Origin of the sequence: Enterococcus malodoratus ATCC 43197, assembly GCF_000407185.1 — a bacterium.
GTDB lineage: Bacteria > Bacillota > Bacilli > Lactobacillales > Enterococcaceae > Enterococcus_A > Enterococcus_A malodoratus.
On record NZ_KE136483.1, the window covers coordinates 348625 to 370842 of the forward strand.

Here is a 22218-nt window from a genome sequence, read left to right on the forward strand (position 1 = left end):
GAAGGGTATCTCATGGAAAAAGTATATCGGTTAGATGGGTTAGATTGCGCGAATTGCGCAGCCAAAATTGAACGTTCGGTCCAACAAATCAAAGGTGTGGAGCAAGCACAGGTCGATTTTATGAGCACCAAGCTCACGATCGTCGCACCAGAAAAGGAAATTGAACGAATTAGCGGCGAAGCGAAAGAGATCGTGAATAAATTGGAACCAGATGTTGAAGTCAATAGTGTCCAGACGGAGAAAGTGGAAGAAAGCTCGAAAGGCAAGATCATTCAGATTGCAGTGGCAATTATCGCGTTAGGGCTGCTGTCTATTTTTACACCGGCAATGCCGTGGAAAATGATCGCGTATTTGATTTTGTACTTATGGATTGGTTACGACGTATTGAAGACCGCCATTACCAATATCTTTCATGGGGAGATCTTCGATGAAAACTTTTTGATGGCGATCGCGACGGTAGGAGCGATTGCGATTGGGGAATATCCAGAGGCCGTAGCCGTGATGCTGTTTTATCAAGTCGGTGAATTCTTCCAAGATTACGCAGTGGCGAAATCGAGAAAATCAATTAGTTCCTTATTAGCCATTCGGCCCGATTCAGCCAACTTGATTCAAAACGGCGAAGTCAAGAAGGTTGCGCCGGAAGCGATCAACGTCGGCGATCGCATTTTGATTAAGCCAGGTGAGAAGGTTCCGTTGGACGGAATCGTTAAAGAAGGAAACTCGATGCTGGATACCTCGGCATTAACTGGTGAATCCGTTCCTCGCAGTATTCATCCAGATGAGCAGATTCTTAGCGGCTTCATTAATCAAAGCGGTCAATTAACCGTTGAAGTCACAACCACTTTTGGTGAATCAACCGTCAGCAAGATTTTAGATTTAGTCGAAAATGCCAGCAGTAAGAAAGCGCCGGCTGAAAACTTTATCACTAGTTTTGCTCGTTACTATACGCCGATCGTTGTTGGATTGGCTGTCTTGTTAGCAGTTGTTCCGCCGCTTGTAACTGGCGAACCATTCTATGATTGGGTCTACCGGGCTTTGACTTTCTTAGTGATCTCATGCCCTTGTGCCTTGGTTATTTCTGTTCCGTTGAGCTTCTTCGGCGGGATTGGCGGTGCAAGCAAAGCAGGTGTGTTGATTAAAGGAAGCAACTATATTGAAACCTTAGCCAATGTGGAAACCTTGGTCTTCGATAAAACAGGAACGTTGACGAAGGGAGTCTTTGAAGTTCAGAAGGTTGAAACAACAATCGACCAAAATGATTTTCTACGTTATGTAGCTAGTGCAGAACAAAGTTCCAGTCATCCGATCGCGCAATCGATCGTTAACTATGTAGATCAACCGTTGTCGGCAGTCAGTCAACTAGAAGAAATTGCTGGATTTGGGATTTCTGTTGAAATTGAAGGGCATCATTTCTTAGTCGGAAATGAAAAACTGTTAGCTAAATATGACATTCCATTCCAAGCGGTCAATGAGATAGGAACGATCGTCTATGTGGCAATGGATGGAAAATATATCGGCCATTTAGTGATCGCTGACGAGTTGAAAGATCATGTCGCTGATGCTTTGACGGAGGTGAAAAATCTTGGTGTCAAACGAACAGTGATGCTGACAGGAGACAATCGCGGAATCGCCGATGCCATAGGCAAGAAAATCGGGATCGATCAAGTGTACAGTGAATTGCTGCCGGAGGATAAGGTCACTCATTTAGAGGATGAATTAAAAGGCGGACAGAAAACCGCATTTGTTGGCGATGGCATGAACGATGCCCCAGTATTGGCACGAGCAGATGTCGGAATCGCTATGGGCGGACTTGGTTCCGATGCTGCGATTGAAGCGGCTGACGTGGTGATTATGGACGACCAGCCTGCTAAAATTCCAGTAGCGATTGGAATTGCTCGTAAAACAATGGGGATCGTTAAACAAAATATCGTCTTTGCAATCGGTGTGAAAGTTTTAGTATTGATTCTAGGTGCATTAGGATTTGCTACGATGTACGCGGCTGTCTTTGCTGATGTCGGCGTGACTGTGATCGCAGTCTTGAATGCGATGCGTTGCTTAAGAATAAAATAGTAATGAAAAGGATTTGCGGCGAAGCTTGCCGCAGGTCCTTTTTTGTTTCACCGCCTATGGAAAAATGACCTTTTAAAAGAAATAGACAATTTATTGACCATATTGGTTGACGAATGATGATTACAACTGTAAACTTAAAAATGTAGATTACAAATGTAAACGAAAGAGGTGAAGAAGATGTCGATGACAATTACGCCAATTAAGATCAGTGATTCGGAATGGGAAGTCATGCGGGTAATCTGGACACAAGAGTCCACTACCGCACAAGAAATTATCAATATTTTGGGACAAACGATGGACTGGAAACCAGCGACGATCAAAACACTGTTGGGCCGCTTGGTAAAAAAGGAAGCCGTTCGAACAGAGCAGTCCGGGAAAAAATATATTTATTATCCTGCGATCAGTGAAGGTGAAACAGTCAAAAGTGCAACGGAGAATTTATTTTCTCACATTTGTGCCAAACGGATCGGAGAAACAATCGCGGAGTTGGTAGCTGAAGCAGCGCTGACGGATGCAGATGTGGAATTGATCAAAGAGCAACTAGTTAATAAGAAGACAGTTGAAACAATCGAATGTAATTGTATTCCCGGTCAATGTGAATGCAATCATCATAAATAAAAAATATTAAGGGGCGGAATAACATGAAAAAACAATTTGCAATCAATGGAATGAGCTGTAACCACTGTGTGGCAAACGTAGAGAAAGCGATCGGCCAATTGGACGGAATCGATAAAGTGAAAATCAATTTGAAGAAAAACAATGGTGTCGTGAAATTCGATGAAGCAAAAGTATCAGCAGACCAAATTGCAGCGGCAGTGACCGAAGCAGGGTATGAAACTGAGGTGATTTAATTGGCAGAGGCAACAGTAGAAACATTCGCGATCACCGGCATGACCTGTGCCAACTGTTCAGCGCGGGTGGAAAAGGAACTCAAAGCGACTGACGGCGTGTTGGAAGCCAATGTCAACTTAGCGACAGAAAAGGCTACGGTTCAGTTTGATGAGAGTCTTACTGCGGATAATTTGATCCAACGGGTCGAAGCAATCGGTTATGGTGCGATTCTCTTTGATGAGGAACATAAGCAAAAAATCGAACAAGAAAAAGCAGCCTATCTTAAAAGGATGAAACGCGACTTGATTTTGAGTGCTATTTTAACCGCACCATTGATGATCGCCATGATCGCGATGTTGTTAGGCAGTCATGCGGGCTGGGTTCACTTCCTTCACATACCGCTTGTACAACTGATTCTAGTTACACCTGTGCAGTTTGGTGTCGGGCTGCGGTTCTATCGTGGTGCCTATCATGCATTGAAAACGAAAGCACCGAATATGGATGTTTTGGTAGCAATGGGAACATCAGCGGCTTTCGCATTAAGTGTTTATAACGGCTTTTTCAATCCTCACAATTCGGACTTATATTTTGAAAGCAGCGGCATGATCATTACGTTGATCTTGTTGGGCAAGTATTTAGAGCAAAAGGCTAAAACAAAAACCAGTGATGCTATCAAACAATTGATGAGTCTGCAAGCCAAAACAGCGACAGTTATTCTTGCGGGTGAAGAAAAGCAAGTACCAATCGAAGACGTGCAGGTTGGCGATCTTTTGCGGGTTCGTCCAGGAGAACAGATTCCTGTCGACGGAAAGATTTTTAGTGGACAGACGACGATTGACGAGAGTATGTTGACAGGCGAGAGTTTGCCAGTAGACAAAAATGTCGAGGATCAAGTTTTTGGCGGAACGGTCAACACGACCGGCAGTATTCAATTCAACGCGACACAAGTCGGCAGCATGACGGTTCTTTCACGGATCATTCGAATGGTAGAAGATGCGCAAGGAGAAAAGGCACCGATTCAACAAATCGCGGATAAAATCTCAAAGATCTTTGTACCGACGGTTTTAGGGATCGCTTTGATTACCTTGATTGCGACCGGGTTATTGACCGGCGACTGGCAGCAAGCGATCGTTCATAGTGTTTCTGTTCTAGTGATTGCCTGTCCGTGTGCGTTAGGTTTAGCGACACCAACAGCTATTATGGTAGGAACTGGTTTGGGTGCGAAGTCGGGTATTTTGATCAAAGGCGGCGGAGCGTTAGAAAAAATTGCTCATTTGACAACGGTCGTATTGGATAAAACCGGCACGATCACAGAAGGAAAACCAGTGGTGGCGGATTTTGAGGCATTTGATCCGCAGGCTTTGGCTTACTTGACGAGTTTGGAACAGCATTCAGAACATCCTTTGGCCAAAGCGATCTATCAATATGGGAAAGATCAAACCGACATTTTGCCGGTTGAAAATTTTGAAAGTTTAACCGGACAAGGTGTCACCGGGATGATCGAAGGCAAGCAGTATTTTGTCGGCTCAAAGCGCGGCTTGAAAGAGCGAAAAATTTCATTTGCTGAGGAACGTGTGTTAGCGTTAGAAGCAGAGGGGAAAACAGTGATGTTTTTGACCGATCAAGTGAACGTTCTTGCATTGATCTCGGTAACGGATCAAGTCAAGCAATCTTCTAAAGCGGCAATCGAAGCCTTGCATCAGTTAGGGCTTAAGGTGAAGATGCTGACTGGCGACAATCCCCAGACTGCCCGTTATATAGGCGCACAAGTTGGACTGCAAGCATCAGATATTGTTGCGGAAGTCTTACCTGAGGATAAAGCACAAGTTGTTAAAGAGCTGCAAGCCAACGGCGAATCCGTGGGTATGGTTGGTGACGGAATCAATGATGCACCAGCACTCGCTTTAGCGGATATCGGCATCGCGATGGGTAGTGGAACGGATATTGCGATGGAGACAGCGGACATTACGTTGATGAACAGCGATCTCTTGTCGGTTGAAAAAAGTATTCGTTTATCCAAACTCACACTGAGAAAAATCAAACAAAATTTATTCTGGGCATTTTTATACAATGTGATCGGAATTCCATTTGCCGCATTCGGTTTCTTGAATCCAATCATTGCCGGTGGCGCGATGGCTTTTAGTTCGGTCAGTGTATTGCTGAACTCGCTCAGCTTAAATCAGAAAAAGTTGTAAGCTCACTCTCTTCTTTTACGGAAGAAAAGTGAATTGTATCAAAATGAATTAGGAGGCGTTTGTAATGAAGCAAGGAGAACAAATGGATGAATCGATGGAGATGGATCACTCTCAGCATGAACATCATGAAATGAGCGGACACGACCATCACGATATGAATCACGGAATGAACGGGCATAATCATCATGAGATGGATCATGGAGGTATGGATCATTCGATGCATATGGGAAATTTCAAACAGAAGTTTTGGCTCTCGCTTGTTTTGTCGATCCCGATCATCGTTCTTTCACCGATGATGGGGATGCAGCTGCCTTTCCAATTTACTTTTCCGGGTTCTGAATGGCTCGTATTGGTTTTAGCGACGATTCTTTTCATCTATGGCGGTCAGCCATTTTTGAGCGGCGCCAAAATGGAATTGAAAATGAAGAGCCCGGCGATGATGACCTTGATCGCAATGGGAATCTCGGTCGCCTATATTTATAGTTTGTATTCATTTATTGCTAACAAAGTGAATCCCCATGAACATGTGATGGATTTCTTCTGGGAATTGGCAACCTTGATCGTGATCATGCTGCTGGGACATTGGGTGGAAATGAACGCCGTTTCAAATGCTAGTAATGCATTGAAGAAGCTGGCCGAATTATTGCCTGATGAAGTTAATAAGATCGAAGCAGATGGTTCTACTAAACAAGTCAAATTGCAGGAAATCCATCGTGGCGATTTATTGCTCGTTCGTGCAGGCGATAAGATGCCGACGGATGGCGAGATTACCGATGGTTCGACGATCGTAGACGAATCGGCGGTGACTGGCGAATCAAAAGGTGTCCAGAAAGCGGTTGGTGATTCTGTCATCGGAGGTTCCGTCAATGGTGATGGCACTATTCAGTTAAAGGTTACAGGCACTGGTGAAGACGGCTACTTAGCCAAAGTTATGACGATGGTAAAAGAAGCCCAACAGGAAAAATCAAAATTAGAATCAATTTCGGATAAAGTAGCGAAATGGCTATTCTATATTGCATTGGCTGCCGGTATTTTAACCTTTATTGCTTGGCTGATCGTGGCGGATTTGCCGCAAGCGTTGGATCGAATGGTAACAGTCTTCGTGATTGCTTGTCCGCATGCCTTGGGACTAGCGATTCCATTAGTTATCGCGCGTTCTACTTCTTTAGCGGCTAAAAATGGTTTGCTGTTGAAGAGCCGCCAAGCACTGGAACAAGGAAATCAATTGGATTATGTGTTCCTTGACAAGACCGGAACGTTGACAGAAGGCAAGTTCACCGTGACTGGTGTGGAAGTTTTGGCTGACATGGACAAAGCTGATGCCTTGAAATATATTGGTGCTTTGGAAGCACAAACCAATCATCCGTTGGCTGTCGGCGTCATGAACTACTTAAAAACTGAAGCGATCGATGCTTATCAAGCCCAAGATGTTTCGACCTTAAAGGGAATCGGCGTAAGCGGAACAGTTGAAGGTCATACAGTGATTTTAGCCAATCAAAAAGAGATCGAAAAACGTAGATTAAACTTTGATCAAGAAAAATTAAAGGATTATCAAGCTCAAGGCAATACGATTTCCTTCCTATTAGTTGATGATCAATTAATTGCCTTCTTCGCAATGGGCGATACGTTAAAGGATCAAGCACGAGACTTTATCAAGAACTTGCGTGATGCTGGGATTGAACCTGTAATGCTGACCGGGGATAATCAAGAGGCGGCAAAAGCAGTCGCAAATTATTTGAATATCACGGAGTTTTACAGCGAACTATTGCCGGATGATAAAGAAAAAATTATCAAAGACTATACCGATAAAGGGAAAAAGGTAATGATGGTCGGCGATGGAATCAACGATGCACCAGCGTTAGCCAGAGCGTCTATCGGAATGGCGATTGGTGCTGGAACGGATATCGCGATTGATTCGGCCGATGTCGTCTTGACCAACAGCAACTTGCAGGATATTTTGAAATTTGTTCGGTTAGCGAAAAGAACGCACCGTAAAATGATTCAAAATCTATGGTGGGGAGCGGGCTATAATATTTTGGCAATTCCATTAGCTGCCGGCGTCTTAGCACCGATTGGAATCCTTTTAAGCCCAGCAGTTGGCGCGATTTTAATGTCCTTAAGTACGATCATTGTAGCGATCAATGCGATGACTTTAAACGTCTGATATATTCAGACGTTTTTTTTTTCGGTAAAAAATTGAGAAAAAACTTTCTGTTAACTTGTGCTATTTTTGAATTAGAGGAAATTGCGATGAGCAGAAAAGAGGATTCCACGTATGATCTGGCGATTTATAACAATGAAAAAGTGTCAACGGCATTTGCAGTTGATTGAATTATTAAAAAAGGAACGCTACACGGTAGCTGAGTTGGCCAAACAGACCAAGGTGAGCAGAAGAACCATTTTACGATATCTAGATGAATTGCAGCGAAAGAAATATGTGACAAAGGACAACTATTGGCGAATCGATTGGCGTTATGAAACAAGTTATCTAGAACTTTGTCGAAAAATTTTATTTGAGGACCCGCATTTTCAGCTTTTTCGTCGATATCTTTGGGATTTGGGACCTGAAAAAATAAATTATACAAAGTTGAGGCAATTGAACAGGCAGTTGATTTGTTTAAACCTTTCAGCCAATCGGCGAACAGGCAGTTTGAGGGGAGAGCCAACGATAATTTTCCTGTTACAATTGCGCTATTTGAGAGACTTCTACTATTTTGATGAACAGGAGCTTTATCAGCAGTTGGATGAGTACTACGCAGAACGGGCAGCTTTTCCAGTAACAGAGAATCTATTTCCCGATCAGGAGATGGTAACGGCATTTACGAATGAATTTGGTCTGCAGACGGAGTTTGTTGAATTCTTTTACTCCGACTATATTCGTTATCATTTTCGTGCCCGCTCCGATCTTTATCATTCACATCAAAAGCATCAAACGATTATTTATCAAGAGATTCAACAGGTGATTTCGATTATAGAAGAGACACGATCGTGGGAAATACATCTGATGAAAAAAATAGCGACGGTTCAATTATTCGAATTATTTTTTGGAATTCATCAAGGTCTTCCAGTTACATTCTTCAATCTAAAATGGAAGCAGGACGCCATTCCACCCCACTTTTATTTTCTAGGCAAGGAACTGAAACGAAGACTGCCTGTACTAAGTAATTGCCGGGTAGATGATTTGGCGGTTGCATTGAAAAATATTCTTCATGTCAGCTACAAAACAGCGTTATCGTTGAATCCTAATTTAAAAACTTCTTTAGTGATTCAAGAAGGCTATCAGGCATATTTTTCTTCTCATGAAGGAATCTAAGGTGTAGATTTTGCTTCAAGAAAGGTTATGCTATAATGGTGAAGACTACATTGGGGATGCCAGTTTACTAGTTTCACTTTCTACTTTTGTTGATTAGTAAAAAGGTATGTGGATAAAAACAGAATTTGGTTTTTTCCAATGAAAAAGCTGAATTACATTAATATGAAGTAGGAGGAGAGCAGAGTGGGATTACGAAAATTAGATGTTCCGACATCTTCGATTACAGAAGTAAAAAAATCACCTATGGATGTTTTTGCTCAAGCTCGTAAAGCCGAGACCGGGGTTTATATTTTCAACCGTGAAAAAATTGCCGGTGTGATGCTGACAAAAGAACAATATGAAGCATTGGTGGAAGAACTAAATACATTGCGAGACACCTTGTACCAGCCAGTGGAACGAGAATTACCAGTTCCCGAAGAGTTGGAAGAACTAGCAACCGCATTAAGAACGACACTAGCCAAAGGGTCAGTTATTTCTGCGCGGTACTTAGATGAACGCATGGTTGCGACCGGCTTTATCACTAAAAAAACCGGATTTGGCGGTGTCACAGAAATGATGAAAGAGTTGGAGGATACCGGAAAAATTATCTATCAACTACGTCGCCGCGAACACAACAAAGTCATTTATGCAGAAATCCATGGTGAACCGCAAGAATTCCAACGCGGCTCCGCCGACAAGCTAATGATCCGAAAAGTGAATCTGATCGAACGATAGACAGTGCAAACTGTCTATTTTTGCGAGTTCAACTTTCGCAGTTTGCTCATGTATGAGAAGATATCTTAGTTATTCAGATATATTAAATTTACAAGATGTATAGTTGAATCGTATGCGCAGTGAAGATAGAACTCATTTTTCGGTAGAAAAATGAATCCCTTAAACTGAACTAGCTTTAAATAGCTCTACAATTCGCGTGATTAGAAAAATGATATGCGTACGAAACTATAAGAATTTTGACGATAGAAAAATTCTCACATTACTGGTGAGTTAGCTGCGAGTTCAACTTTCGCAGTTTGCTCATGTATGAGAAGATATCTTAGTTATTCAGATATATTGAATTTACAAGATGTATAGTTGAATCGTATGCGCAGTGAAGATAGAACTCATTTTTCGGTAGAAAAATGAATCCCTTAAACTGAACTAGCTTTAAATAGCTCTACAATTCGCGTGATTAGAAAAATGATATGCGTACGAAAACTATAAGAATTTTGACGATAGAAAAATTCTCACACTACTAGTGAGCTAGCTGCGAGCTGCTCAAATCGCAAGATCTTTATAATTGCTTCAGCCTTCTTAAATTCCTCTTACTTTCGGCATGAATAATTGTCTGTGAACAGATGTTCGGTTATAATGAAAGAGAGAAATGACTACTAGTTAGAGGGGAGAGAGCAGGATGGCTGAGTTGATTTTTCCTTTGAAAAATGATACGTCTAGAAAAATTATTCATATTGATATGGATGCTTTTTTTGCATCAGTCGAAGAACGTGATGATCCAGAGCTGGCGAAGCATCCTTTAGTGATTGCTCGCCACCCTTCAGATACTGGCGGCAAAGGCGTGGTGACAACGGCCAATTACAAAGCGCGAATCTATGGGATTCATTCGGCGATGAGTGCGCAAAAGGCCTATGAATTGTGTCCCCAGGCAATTTTTAAACCTGGCGATCATGAAAAATATAGCGCAGTCTCAAAGCAGGTGCGTGAAATTTTTCATCGCTATACGGATATTATCGAACCGGTCTCTATTGATGAAGCATATCTTGATGTGACGCAAAATAAAATCGACGCTCGTTCAGCAATAAAAATCGCTCGCTTGATCCAACAGGATATTTGGCAAGAGCTGCAGCTGACGTGTTCCGCGGGTGTCAGCTACAATAAATTTTTATCCAAACTAGCCTCGGATTATCAAAAGCCGCAGGGGATGACATTGATTTCACCAGATGAAGCCGTCATTTTCTTGAAGCGTCTGCCCATTGAAAAATTTCATGGTGTCGGAAAGAAGACCGTACCGAAAATGAATGATTTGGGGATTTTTACCGGAGCGGATCTGTATGAAAAAAGTGAAATGTTTTTGATTCAAGAGTTTGGCAAGATGGGGTATTCTTTATACCGAAAGGTTCGCGGGATTCATGATTCACCAGTGAATATCACGCGTGAACGGAAATCTGTCGGCAAAGAACATACGTATGGCCGGCCGTTATCGACAGAGGATGAGGTATTGAGTCAGCTGCGGCAGTTGGCGGAGAAAGTTGAAGGTTCGTTGAAGCGGGTGCAGAAGCATGGTAAGACTGTTGTGGTCAAGATTCGTTATGCTGATTACACGACGGTAACTCGGCGTGTGACGTTGCCTTATTACATAGAAAAGAAGGAAGAAATGTTTTCTCAAGCGAGTTTGATTTGGGAGGAGATCGGCGGCGTAGAAAAAGGGATCCGCTTGGTCGGTATTACCTTGACCAATCTAGATCCCGTTGCCTATGAAAATATTGTACTGCCATTATGGGAAGAGCGATCAAATTAGATCGCTCTTTTTGATTTGTTCAAAAGCTTTTTCTGAATCATGCAGGTTTTCCCAGATGACGACTTCACCTTGGGCTAAAGATTTTTTAACATCAATGATCCGTTGGTTGGCACTGCCGCGGAATTGCAGCATCAGGTTCTTTTGGCTAATTTCAAAGCGGCCATCAACGAGAATGTCGATCTTTCTCAACATTTCAAGCTTATCTTCGCTATCCTGCAGCAGCTCTTCGAAGGTGTAGCCGCTCCAAGACCAGATGTCCTTGCTGTCGCCGAACTCCGCATGAATCCGATCGATCACTCGTAAGCAGACTTGGGTATTCAAAAAGGGTTCGCCGCCCAAGAGGGTGATTCCTTGGACATAATCGTGGGCAGTATCAGCAATCAGCTGATCTTCTATTTCTTGAGTAAAAGGTTTGCCGTAATGAAAGTTTTGCGCCGCGGCGTTGAAGCAGCCTTCACAAGCAAAGGGACAGCCGCTGACATATAAACTATTGCGGACACCTTCACCATCGACAAAGTTAAAGGGTTTATAGTCGGCGATATATTGCTGGCTTAAATCACTTGCCAGCCATTCTTTTGGTTTAGGATTACGCATATTTTTCACCTTTCAAGTAAAACAGGGAGCGGCAAAGAGCGCCGTCCCTGTCAATCGTATTTCTGTTTGGCTTTACCAACACGCTTTACAAAAAGTTGAGCGGATTCGTGAAGTCTTTTTTATTTCATGTGTTTTACGCGCGAAGCGATTTCTTCGTGACGACCATGAACCATTGGACGTGCTTGAGGATTTCCTAAGTAGCCGCAAGTCCGTTTAACAACGTCACACGTTTTTGGATCGTGGTTGCCGCATTGCGGACATTCAAAGCCAAGTTTAGTTGGTTTGAAATCTCCTTCAAAGCCGCATTCATAACAGTGATCGATCGGTGTATTGGTGCCTAAGTAACCGATGCGGTCATAGCCGTAATCCCAAACAGCTTCCAATGATTTTGGATTTTGTTGAAGGACAGGGTATTCGCAGTAATGAATGAAACCGCCGGAACAATATTTAGGATAATCTTTTTCGAAGTCCAATTTTTCAAACGGTGTTGGGTTTTTACGAACATCGTAATGGAAACTATTTGTATAGTAGTCTTTGTCCGTAATGTTTTCAACAATCCCAAAACGTTCTGTATCTAAACGGCAGAAACGGTCAGTCAAACTTTCGCTTGGTGTTGAATAAACACTGAAGTGATAGCCGTATTCGTTGCCCCAAGTATCCGCATGTTCTTTCAAGTCTTTCATAATGTCGATAGTAAATTCTTTGGCTTCCGGGTTATTCTCCCATTCGCCGCCATAAAAGGCACTAGCCACTTCGTAAAGACCGATATAGCCTAAAGAAATCGTTGCCCGTTTGTTTTTGAATAGTTCGTTGACTGAATCTGTCCGGTTCAAACGTTTGCCGAAAGCTCCGTATTGATAAAGGATCGGCGCATTAGCCGGAGTTGCTTCTTTGCAACGATCGATCCGGAAAACCAACGCGTCTTTAGCGATTTGCAGGCGTTCTTCCAACAATGACCAGAATTTTTCTTTGTTGCCGGCTGCTTCTAAAGCGATCCGCGGCAAGTTCAAGGTAACAACCCCAAGGTTCATACGGCCCGCGTTAACTTCTTCGCCGTTTTCATCTTTCCAGCCTTGTAGGAATGAGCGGCAGCCCATTGGTACTTTGAAGCTTCCAGTTAAATCAATCAATTTATCGTAATTCAAAATATCCGGATACATCCGTTTAGTTGCACATTCTAAAGCTAATTCTTTGATATCATAGTTTGGATCTGTTGGTTCTAGATTTGTACCGCGACGTAGGGTAAAGATTAGTTTAGGGAAGATCGCTGTTCGTTTTTCACTGCCTAGTCCTTCAATCCGAATTTGTAAAATCGCTTTTTGGATTTCACGTTCGAACCAATCCGTGCCAAGACCGAAACCTAAAGAGGTGAACGGTGTTTGACCATTTGAAGTGAACAATGTATTGATTTCGTATTCTAAACTTTGCATCGCATCGTAAATATCTTTACGTGTTTTTTGTTTAGCGAAAGCTTTTTGTTTTTCAGGATTATCGATCCATTCTTCAGCGTCTTTTAAGTGTTTATCGTAATTTAGGCGCGCAAAAGGAGCTAATAGTTCGTCCGTACGATCCGCAGAACAGCCGCCGTATTGGCTTGATGCCACATTCGCGATGATCTGAGAAATCTGTGCAGTCGCAGTTTGAATTGATTTAGGGCTTTCTACTTCGGCATTCCCGATTTTAAAACCGTCGTTTAGCATCCCTTTGAAATCGATCAAACAGCAGTTAGTCATTGGTGTATATGGATGGTAATCCAAATCATGATAATGGATGTCGCCTTTTTGATGGGCATTTGCGACATGCGGCGGCAACATTTTTAACCCGATGGATTTACCGACGATTCCGGCGGTCAAATCACGCTGTGTGTTAAAAACATCACTATCCTTATTCGCATTTTCATTAACGACGGTTTGATCCTTATTGATCAATTTCCCGATCGTAAAGTTGATATCAGTTGCTTTGCTGCGTTGGAAATCACGACGTGTCCGGTAATTGATATATTCCTCAGCCAATCCATATTCATTGTGTTCTAATAGGATATGCTCCACGATGTTTTGGATTTCATAAATTTTAATGTCGCTGGTGAAACGTTCTGAAATTTCTGCATCTACCCGTTCAACGATTGATTGGATACGTTCATGAGCCAATGGGTCGATTGATCCCTTAATTTTAGTTTCTGCTTTGATCAAGGCATCATAAATTTTTTGATCATCAAACGCTGTGTGACGACCATCACGTTTTACGACCTTAATATTTTTTAGCGACGGCTGATATTCGTTAATTAACGAATCCTTAGTATGGATTTCCATCATTACAAACACTCCATTTCCTTTAAAGTTCATTATCAATCATATAGTATTTCTGATGTGGTTGCAACGATATATGGTACTTATTTTTCGACAAAAAAGAAAAACACACTATATATAGTGTGTTGGTTTACTGAAAGATAAAAGAAAGCTGATAAGGGCAAGCTTCCAAATAAGATAAAATAACTTAAAAATGTTTTTCCAGAAAAGTGAAAAAAATGTAAGATTATTGAAGGTCGTTTCACATAAGAATCCGACTCAACTATGATACCATAAAAGAAAAAAATTTGGATACAAAAAAAGGATTTCCTTTAAAATTTTAACTCAGAAAAATTCATTCTTTGCGCAGGCGTTCACTTAAGAATATCTGCCGGAATTTGCAGCATGTGCGGAGTATCAAAAATAAATCTTTGAATCCGAGATAGGAGGACCACATGGAGAAAATTATCAACGTCCAGCATCTAAGTAAAAGTTATGGTTCGCGAAACAATAAAGTGAAGGTCCTGAACGATCTGAACTTCTCTGTAGAAAAGGGCGAGTTTGTCGGTATCATGGGGCCGAGCGGGGCCGGAAAAACGACTTTGATGAATATTCTTTCGACGATCTTGTTACCCACGATGGGGTCTGTAAAAATTGCCGGATTGGATATTACTCAGATGCGTGAAAATCGGCTGACTGATTTCCGACGAGAAAATCTGGGCTTCATTTTTCAAGATTTCAATCTGGTCGATAGTTTGACTGTGAAAGACAACATTATTTTGCCGCTGGCAGTCAGCAAGCTTTCAAATGACGAGATTGAAGAACGGGTAGCTCGTTTGACGAGAATTTTAAAAATCGATCGTATTTTAGATCGCTATCCAGAAGAAATATCGATTGGACAGCAGCAGCGTACCGCGGCTGCGCGGGCACTGATCAGCCGGCCCAAGGTTCTTTTTGCGGACGAACCGACGGGGTCATTGGATTCGAAGGCGGCAACGGAGTTTTTGAATTACTTGGATGAAGTCAATCTGCATGAAGAGACGACGATTCTGATGGTAACGCATGATCCATACACTGCCAGTTATTGTAATCGGGTCTTGTTTATTAAAGACGGACGTTTCTTCTCTGAAATCGTGCGGCGTTCTTCTCGTAAAGATTTCTTTGAAAAAGTTATCGATATGCAGGCGACGATCGGCGGAGGAGGGAAGGCCAATGCTGATTAGCATCATTTGGCGCGGCTTTAAAAAACAACTGTCGAACTATTTGATCTTTTTCTTCAGTCTGATTTTTGCGGTAATGGTTTATTATTCCTTCACAGCAATGACCTATGAGCAGCCGCTGATCCGCAGTGCCGGCAAGAATACTCAGCTGGTTGGGATGTTGGGCTTCGGCAGTTTTGCGGTGGTTGTGATCTTGCTGTTTTTTATGGTCAATACGAACCGCTTTTTTATTGAAAATCGCCGCAAGGACATTAGTATCTTTCATTTATATGGCTTAAATTACTATCAGATCTGTCTGTGGTTTATTTTAGAGATTCTGTTCATTGGGATTTTTTCTTTTGCGGTAGGCATTAGTTTGGGTGTTTTGCTGTCAAAGCTCTTTAGTATGATTCTAGTCAAAGCAATGGATCTGCCGCTGAAGGTTCACTTCTTTTTCTCAACAGATGCGATCCTGGCAACCGGGTTAGTTATTCTGTTTATTCTGGCGGTAGTTTCTTTTCAGATTTTATGGCTGGTATCGGGTTCTAAGTTCTCACATTTAAAAAAACTTCGACTGCGTAAGATTCAGGCCATGAAGATTCCATTGTGGCAGAAAGTTTTTGGCTCGATTGGTGCACTATTTTTACTGAGCGGTTGGCTAATGGCGATCGCCTATATTATTCTTGCCCGCAAAGCCAGTGATTATTTCGGCCTGTTTCAAGGAAATGCGTTGCTGATGGGTCTCATTTTTGTGCTATGTGTGATCGGCAGCTATTTGTTCTTTGCCTTTACATTACGCTGGTACAATTCTTACCGCCCCAAACGCTTAAACAAAAATCTTGGTATATTATCAAGAAGTGAATGGCAGCTGCGGCTTTTTAGTGAATGGCGCTTCTTCGGGTCCATTACAGTCGCCTTAGGGCTGGCTTTAGCATTTTTAGGTGGGATGGCAGCGGTCGCCTCGCTGGAAATGCGTTCGGTAAACGAGATTGCCCCGACTTCATTAATGATCACACGGCAAAGTTATGAAAAGCTTGCACCAAAATTGCAAAGCGTGGCACCGTATCAGCGGCAATCACTTCATTTCAAAGCAGTACCGGGAAAACAAAATGTCGAAATTTCGGGTGAAGGGACGAATTCGCAACCGGAAATTATGGACATGGTTTCTATCTCGGATTATCGTGCCTTTCAAAAGATAAATCCTACATTGGAGGATATTCAATTAAAGTCTGCTCGTTCGGCCGTTGTTTTGAGTTCTTACCAACGCTACTTTAATGATTACACCCGTTACAGCAAGAGTATTTACTTAAAACAAGGCAAGCTGACGGTGCAAAGAACGCATCCGAACTTCTTTGGTGATATGAGCCTGCGGTATGGAACCGGAATGATCGTTGTTTCGGATGAAATTTTTAATGAAACACCTGGGCTTTCCTATACGATCGAAGCGATTGACGTTGCACCTCAGAATGAGAACAAATTGAATCATCTGATTCGTCAAAATCTTAAAGGGGATTGGGATTATCCGATTCATTATGATCTATCATGGAAGAATAAACAGATCGTCGGGGAGATCACAGTAGGAGAAGGACCTAAAAAGGATGGATCGACGATTTATCGATCAGAATATACGTCGCATCAGGAAAATTATCGATCGACACGCAGCAGCCTCGGTTTGATCCTATTCGTAGTGACCTTCGTAACGACCACTTTCATCATTACGACGGCCAGTATGGTTACGTTGCGGCAGCTTTCGGAATTCAAGCAGAAACGGAAAAAATATGGGTTGCTGCGGCAAATGGGAATTCCCGATAAAGCCATTTACCGCGAAATCAATCGTGAGAATCGAGTAGTGTTCTTCATTCCGGCGATTTTAGCGTTGATTCACAGCATGCTGGCAATCTCGGTATTCTCTCACATCGCCAAAAATGCCAATTATGGCTTTGTTTATCTCTTCTGCGGCTTGATGCTGATCGTCTATGCGCTATTTTATTGGGTAACATGTGTGTATCAGAAGAAAATATTATAGGTAAGAGGAGCGGCATGGTTTAAAAATCCATGCCGCTCTTTTTACATTTTTTTGACGATTTTTTCCGAATGGAATAATTAGGCAAAAAAGCTGGTCGAACCTTGTAACGCTTGCGTCTCATAGCATTGAGGGCTTTTTCGCTGTTAGGATTATTAGATGTGACAAAACTGTTCGTTTGAAAACGCTATATGTAAGGGTATAAAATGGTAAATTTTTTTACAACGAACTATAATTGCACTAAATAAAAGGGAGAGGGCACTAAGATGAAAGATTTTTTTAAGCGTCCCGCTACTCGTTATTGGTTAAGTTTTATTGGAAAGACGGTGTTCTACTTTGCTGTTCTTTTGATTCTGATTTACTTATACCATTATAAGAGCATTCAAGGCGGCAATTTTATCTATAACGAATTTTAGTGAAATTAAGGGTACGTTCTTGTACTGAACGGGGGATAGTTAGTTATGCAAAATATCATTACAGCAATTGATCAATGGGCCAGCGACAAGCCTGATGCCATTGCGTATCAATCAGAGACAGAACAATTCAATTATCAAACACTGCGTCAGTGGTCAGATAATTTAGCACAGTACTTAAACCAAAATACGGCAGCCAAAACACCGATCGTAGTCTTCGGCGAGCTGGAATTTGAAATGATTGCCAGCTTCATCGGGGCAGCCAAAAGCGGGCATGCGTATATTCCGATTGAATCGAATACACCGTTAGATCGGATTCAATTGATCTTAGAGGTGGCAAAACCGGCGATGATTCTGAGTGTTTTACCTTGGCCGGAAGAAATTACGGCAGAGATTCCAGTCGTGGCACCGACAGAATTAGCACAAATCTTTACTACGCAGCAAGCACAAAAAGACTTGCAGCCAGTTACAGATGATGAGACGTTCTATATTATCTTTACTTCTGGGACGACTGGTGTACCAAAGGGTGTTCAAATCAGCCACAAAAATCTATTAAGCTTCACTAATTGGGATTTGAAGGATTTTGGAATCGAATCAGGGATGCGATTCTTATCGCAAGCACCGTATTCATTCGATCTATCAGTCATGAGTGTTTATCCCGCATTGTGCAGCGGCGGGACGTTGGTTCCGATGGAAAAAGCGGTAATCAATGATTTCAAGAAATTATTCAGCTTCTTGCCGAATCTAGCGTTGGAAGTCTGGGTTTCGACTCCTTCTTTCATGGACATCTGTTTGATGGAAAAAACATTCGACGGCGAACATGTTCCGTCACTAAAGATTTTCCAATTCTGCGGGGAAGAGCTTCCGCGCAAAACGGCGGAGGAATTATTGCGACGCTTCCCAAATGCCAAAGTCTTCAATACTTATGGCCCAACTGAAGCAACGGTTGCGATGACACAAATCGAAGTAACACAAGATGTCTTAGCAAAATATGATCGGGTACCGATCGGTTATATCAAAGAAGACACTGAAGTCTTGATTTACGATGAAGACCAAGAAGCAGCGGCTGGTGAAGCCGGCGAAATCATCATCAAGGGTCCAAGTGTTTCAAAAGGCTATATGAACAATCCAGATAAAACTGCTGCGGCTTTCTTCGAGATTGATGGGGTTCCTGCCTATCACACCGGAGACGCTGGCCGTTTGCAAGCGGATGGGTTGCTTCTTTATGAAGGACGAATCGATTTCCAAGTCAAATTACATGGCTTCCGGATCGAATTGGAAGATATCGATCACCATTTGGAAAAGGTATCTTATGTGAAACAAGCGACTGTTGTTCCGAAGTATCAAGAGCACAAGGTCCAACAATTAGTTGCGTATGTCGTTGCTAATGAAAATGACTTTGAAAAAGCTTATCAACTGACAAAGGCTATCAAGGAAGAGTTGTCAGAAGGCGTCATGGATTACATGATTCCGCAAAAATTTGTTTATGTAGATCAATTACCGCTGACCGCGAATGGCAAGATCGATCGCAAGAGACTAATCAATGAGGTGAATAGTTGATGCTGATCCCTCATATGGTACCTTATGCATCGCCAATTTACTTTGTCATTCTATTCGTGACACTGCTGCCATTGATTTTGAGTTTGCTGATTCGCGGCAAACGAATCAATTGGTATCAATCACTGATCACACTGTTCTTTCTATTTATCTCCTTTGGCGGGAAAGATTATCGCCAAGGATTAGCATTGATCGGCTATGTGATTTTCCAAAGTATTTTGGTTTGGTGCTATCATCACTATCGTCAAAACAAGAATCAAGCGAACATTTTTTACCTCGCGGTTTTCCTAAGTATCGTACCGCTGATTCTTGTGAAGGTAACACCGTTTCTGGATGGACAAAACTCGATCGTCGGCTTTTTAGGAATTTCATATTTGACCTTCAAATCTGTTCAGCTCATCATGGAAATGCGCGACGGTATGATCAAGGAATACAGCCCGTTGAACTACATTAAGTTCCTGCTGTTCTTCCCAACGATCTCATCTGGTCCGATCGATCGTTACCGCCGCTTTGAAAAAGATTTGAATGAACCGCCAACCCCAGAAAAATATGTAGATCTGCTAGGTTCTGGTGTTCACGATATTTTCGTCGGTTTCTTATACAAATTCGTGATCGGCTATTATTTTGGTCAAGTCCTGCTGCCAATTGTGGATCGCATTGCGATGCATAACGGCGGTCTCTCATGGGGGCTAGTCGGCTACATGTATGTTTATAGCATGTATTTGTTCTTCGACTTTGCCGGGTATAGTTTGTTCGCTGTTGGTACCAGCAAGTTGATGGGGTACGAAACACCGCCAAACTTCAACAAGCCGTTCTTATCTTGGAACATCAAAGAATTTTGGAATCGCTGGCACATGACCTTGTCTTTCTGGTTCCGTGATTACATCTATATGCGTTTGATGTTCACCTTGATCAAAAAGAAAACCTTCAAGAGCCGGATCGTGGCCTCAAATGTCGGCTACTTCGCCTTATTCCTGATCATGGGTGTTTGGCACGGTTTGACTTGGTATTATATCTTGTACGGTTTCTACCACGCTGCTTTGATTTGCTTGACCGACGCGTGGCTGCGCTTCAAGAAAAAACATAAGAAACAATTACCATCAAATAAATTTACCCATGCGTTGGCGATCTTCTTAACCTTCAACGCAGTCTGCTTGAGCTTTTTGATCTTCTCAGGCTTCTTGGATAAATTATGGTTCCATAATATATTTGCCAGTCCAGCTTTTCACAGTTTGCTAAAGTTCAAGCTGATGTAATGCTTTAAAAAAGTACGAGGCGTGAACCGTTTAGCTGGATGGTATGCGTACGAAAAAAAAAACTCATTTTTTAGGTTTTTGAAAAAATGAATACTATAAAATGAGCTAGCCTTTACGCACTAAAACAAGAAAAATGATTTAGCTTTTATCAACTAATAAATTAAACAAAAAACGAAATGGAGCGATTAACATGGAAGACACATTATTTAGTATTTTAGAAGATATCACAGGTACGGATGAAGTAAGAGACAATCCAGATGTAGATTTGTTTGAAGAAGGATTGATGGACTCTTTAGCAACGGTTCAACTATTAGTTGAGATCGAAGGACAATTAGGCGTACAAGTTCCAGTTTCAGAGTTTGACCGTGCTCAATGGAATACACCCAATAAAATCATTGAACAAGTGAAGGCTTTGCAAGCTTAATGAAAAAGAAACTTTTCGGTATCTTTGGGCCGATTCTTTTGGCGACGGTCTTATTGGTTCTTCTGTTTTTCTCACCATTCAAAATCAACAGCAATGATCCGAAGCTGATCAAAGCTGCTTCAAGTTCGATGGCGGGAAACGTTTTACGAGGAAACAGTATTACAAAGGAAGCTCTAAGTACCGACAACTATGTACCATTCTTTGGCTCTTCTGAATTGAGCCGGATCAGTCCGTTTCATCCATCGGTCTTAGCAGAAAAATATGACCGCGGCTATACTCCCTTCTTGATGGGGGCGCCAGGAACGCAATCACTGACTCAATTTATGATGATGCAGTCGTTGGGAAATGAGCTGAAAGATCGGAAAGTAGTTTTCATCATTTCTCCGCAATGGTTCGTTAAACAGGGGATCAAACGAGATTACTTTGACGCGTATTATTCTCCCGAACAAACCTTGAATTGGCTGTTAAATTTGAAAAAAGTTCAAGCAAGTGATCAGTATTTGGCGCAACGCTTGACTCATTATGGTGTAGTAAAAAAAGATGAACGTTTAGAACGAATGCTGGATGCAGTAATGGATGGTCAATTGCCAGACAAAACCGATATCACCTTCAGCAAATTGAAATTGAATATGCTGGAACGAGAAGACGAATTATTCAGTACAATCGGTATGATCAGTAAACAAGATGCGATCGATAAAAACGTGTCGGCTTTACCTGAAAACTACGATCAGCATGAGTTGAATACGTTGGCCAATCGCTTAGGCAAGCGGGCGACCGAAGGAAATGAGTTTGGGATACAACAACGATTCTACAAACAACGGATCAAACCGCATATGAATCTTTTAGCTGATTCACAAAAAAATTGGGATTATCGTTATTCACCAGAATTTTCTGATTTCCAATTGGCACTGGATCAACTAGCCAAAGAACATACGGATGCGCTCTTTATTATTCCGCCAGTGAATGGTCGTTGGGCGAAATTTACCGGACTTTCAGACGAGATGCTGCAACAGTTCTCTAACAAGATCAAGTATCAATTAACGTCTCAAGGCTTTACGAATATTGCTGATTATACCAATCAGCAGAATACACCATACTTTATGCAAGATACGATCCACTTAGGTTGGAAAGGCTGGTTAGCGGCTGATCAAAAAGTTGCCCCATTCTTGAAGGATCGCAAATCTCAAGCAGAAAATTACCAAATCAACAACCAATATTTCTTAAGCAAAGAATGGCAAGAAATGAATCCGGGTGAGATTAAGTAAATAGTCGATAGAAACAAAATCTTGTCTTTTACCTTGGATTTTTAACTAAAATATGAAGCGTGAAAATGACGTTTCACAAACACGAAAAGGAACAGTGCTTCGATTTTTTATGATCGAGTACTGTTCTTTTTTTTATAGCAGGAGCCAGATAGAATAATTATTAGTTGAGCTTGTATTATTTTTGTTAGTTATTTTAAATTACTCATTATTATTAAGAAAAACACATAAAATGGGTACATGAACATTTAGTGATCTCCAACGTTAAATATAAAACTCGCCAT

The 22218-nt window shown here is 41.8% G+C and carries 17 protein-coding genes; 15 read left to right on the forward strand and 2 right to left on the reverse strand.

Annotation, left to right across the window (positions count from 1 at the left end; genetic code table 11):
- Positions 1-12 precede the first annotated feature (12 nt).
- The 8 genes from I585_RS17130 (at position 13) to dinB (ending at position 10921) form a co-directional block, all read left to right on the forward strand.
- Positions 13-2070, forward strand: a complete 2058-nt coding sequence (locus I585_RS17130) for a heavy metal translocating P-type ATPase (RefSeq protein WP_010740775.1) — start codon at positions 13-15, stop codon at positions 2068-2070.
- Between the two features lie 177 nt (positions 2071-2247).
- Positions 2248-2688, forward strand: a complete 441-nt coding sequence (locus I585_RS17135) for a CopY/TcrY family copper transport repressor (protein ID WP_010740774.1) — start codon at positions 2248-2250, stop codon at positions 2686-2688.
- 23 nt (positions 2689-2711) lie between these two features.
- Positions 2712-2921, forward strand: a complete 210-nt coding sequence (gene copZ / locus I585_RS17140; protein WP_010740773.1) for a copper chaperone CopZ — start codon at positions 2712-2714, stop codon at positions 2919-2921.
- Positions 2922-5096 carry a heavy metal translocating P-type ATPase gene (locus I585_RS17145; protein ID WP_010740772.1) on the forward strand — a complete coding sequence of 725 codons (2175 nt, stop codon included), beginning with the start codon at positions 2922-2924 and terminating at the stop codon, positions 5094-5096.
- Between the two features lie 64 nt (positions 5097-5160).
- Positions 5161-7260, forward strand: coding sequence for a heavy metal translocating P-type ATPase (locus I585_RS17150; RefSeq protein ID WP_010740771.1), 2100 nt, complete (start codon positions 5161-5163; stop codon positions 7258-7260).
- Between the two features lie 132 nt (positions 7261-7392).
- A complete protein-coding gene (locus I585_RS17155; RefSeq protein ID WP_244266018.1) occupies positions 7393-8409 on the forward strand; it encodes an HTH domain-containing protein in 1017 nt (338 codons plus the stop codon).
- Positions 8410-8592: 183 nt separating this feature from the next.
- Positions 8593-9123, forward strand: a complete 531-nt coding sequence (locus I585_RS17160) for a hypothetical protein (protein ID WP_010740769.1) — start codon at positions 8593-8595, stop codon at positions 9121-9123.
- Between the two features lie 676 nt (positions 9124-9799).
- Complete coding sequence (gene dinB / locus I585_RS17165; protein WP_010740768.1) at positions 9800-10921, forward strand: DNA polymerase IV; 1122 nt, start codon at positions 9800-9802, stop codon at positions 10919-10921.
- On the opposite strand, the gene nrdG is transcribed toward dinB, so the two are convergent.
- Together nrdG and nrdD are read right to left on the reverse strand one after the other, a co-directional pair.
- Positions 10913-11515: an anaerobic ribonucleoside-triphosphate reductase activating protein gene (nrdG, locus tag I585_RS17170; RefSeq protein ID WP_010740767.1), complete on the reverse strand. Its 603-nt coding sequence runs from the start codon at positions 11513-11515 to the stop codon at positions 10913-10915. The genes dinB and nrdG overlap by 9 nt on opposite strands.
- Before the next feature lie 119 nt (positions 11516-11634).
- Positions 11635-13827, reverse strand: a complete 2193-nt coding sequence (nrdD, locus tag I585_RS17175; RefSeq protein WP_010740766.1) for an anaerobic ribonucleoside-triphosphate reductase — start codon at positions 13825-13827, stop codon at positions 11635-11637.
- 428 nt (positions 13828-14255) lie between these two features.
- On the opposite strand from nrdD, the gene I585_RS17180 reads away from it, so the two are divergent.
- The 7 genes from I585_RS17180 to dltD all read left to right on the forward strand — a co-directional run bounded on the left by I585_RS17180 (position 14256) and on the right by dltD (position 21937).
- The gene (locus I585_RS17180; RefSeq protein ID WP_010740765.1) at positions 14256-15023 is read left to right on the forward strand and encodes an ABC transporter ATP-binding protein; all 768 of its coding nucleotides are present in this window, start codon (positions 14256-14258) and stop codon (positions 15021-15023) included.
- Entirely contained in the window at positions 15013-17025 is a 2013-nt protein-coding gene (locus I585_RS17185; protein ID WP_010740764.1) for an FtsX-like permease family protein, read from the forward strand. The genes I585_RS17180 and I585_RS17185 overlap by 11 nt, the downstream gene beginning before the upstream one ends.
- A gap of 263 nt (positions 17026-17288) precedes the next feature.
- Positions 17289-17438, forward strand: a complete 150-nt coding sequence (locus tag I585_RS17190) for a teichoic acid D-Ala incorporation-associated protein DltX (RefSeq protein ID WP_010740763.1) — start codon at positions 17289-17291, stop codon at positions 17436-17438.
- A gap of 45 nt (positions 17439-17483) precedes the next feature.
- Positions 17484-18995, forward strand: a complete 1512-nt coding sequence (gene dltA, locus I585_RS17195) for a D-alanine--poly(phosphoribitol) ligase subunit DltA (protein WP_010740762.1) — start codon at positions 17484-17486, stop codon at positions 18993-18995.
- Positions 18995-20248, forward strand: coding sequence for a D-alanyl-lipoteichoic acid biosynthesis protein DltB (gene dltB, locus I585_RS17200; protein ID WP_010740761.1), 1254 nt, complete (start codon positions 18995-18997; stop codon positions 20246-20248). Before dltA ends, dltB begins: the two co-directional genes overlap by 1 nt.
- Before the next feature lie 190 nt (positions 20249-20438).
- Positions 20439-20672: a D-alanine--poly(phosphoribitol) ligase subunit DltC gene (gene dltC, locus I585_RS17205; protein ID WP_010740760.1), complete on the forward strand. Its 234-nt coding sequence runs from the start codon at positions 20439-20441 to the stop codon at positions 20670-20672.
- On the forward strand, positions 20672-21937 hold the full coding sequence (gene dltD / locus I585_RS17210) for a D-alanyl-lipoteichoic acid biosynthesis protein DltD (protein WP_010740759.1): 1266 nt from the start codon (positions 20672-20674) through the stop codon (positions 21935-21937). The genes dltC and dltD overlap by 1 nt, the downstream gene beginning before the upstream one ends.
- The last annotated feature ends 281 nt before the right edge of the window (positions 21938-22218 follow it).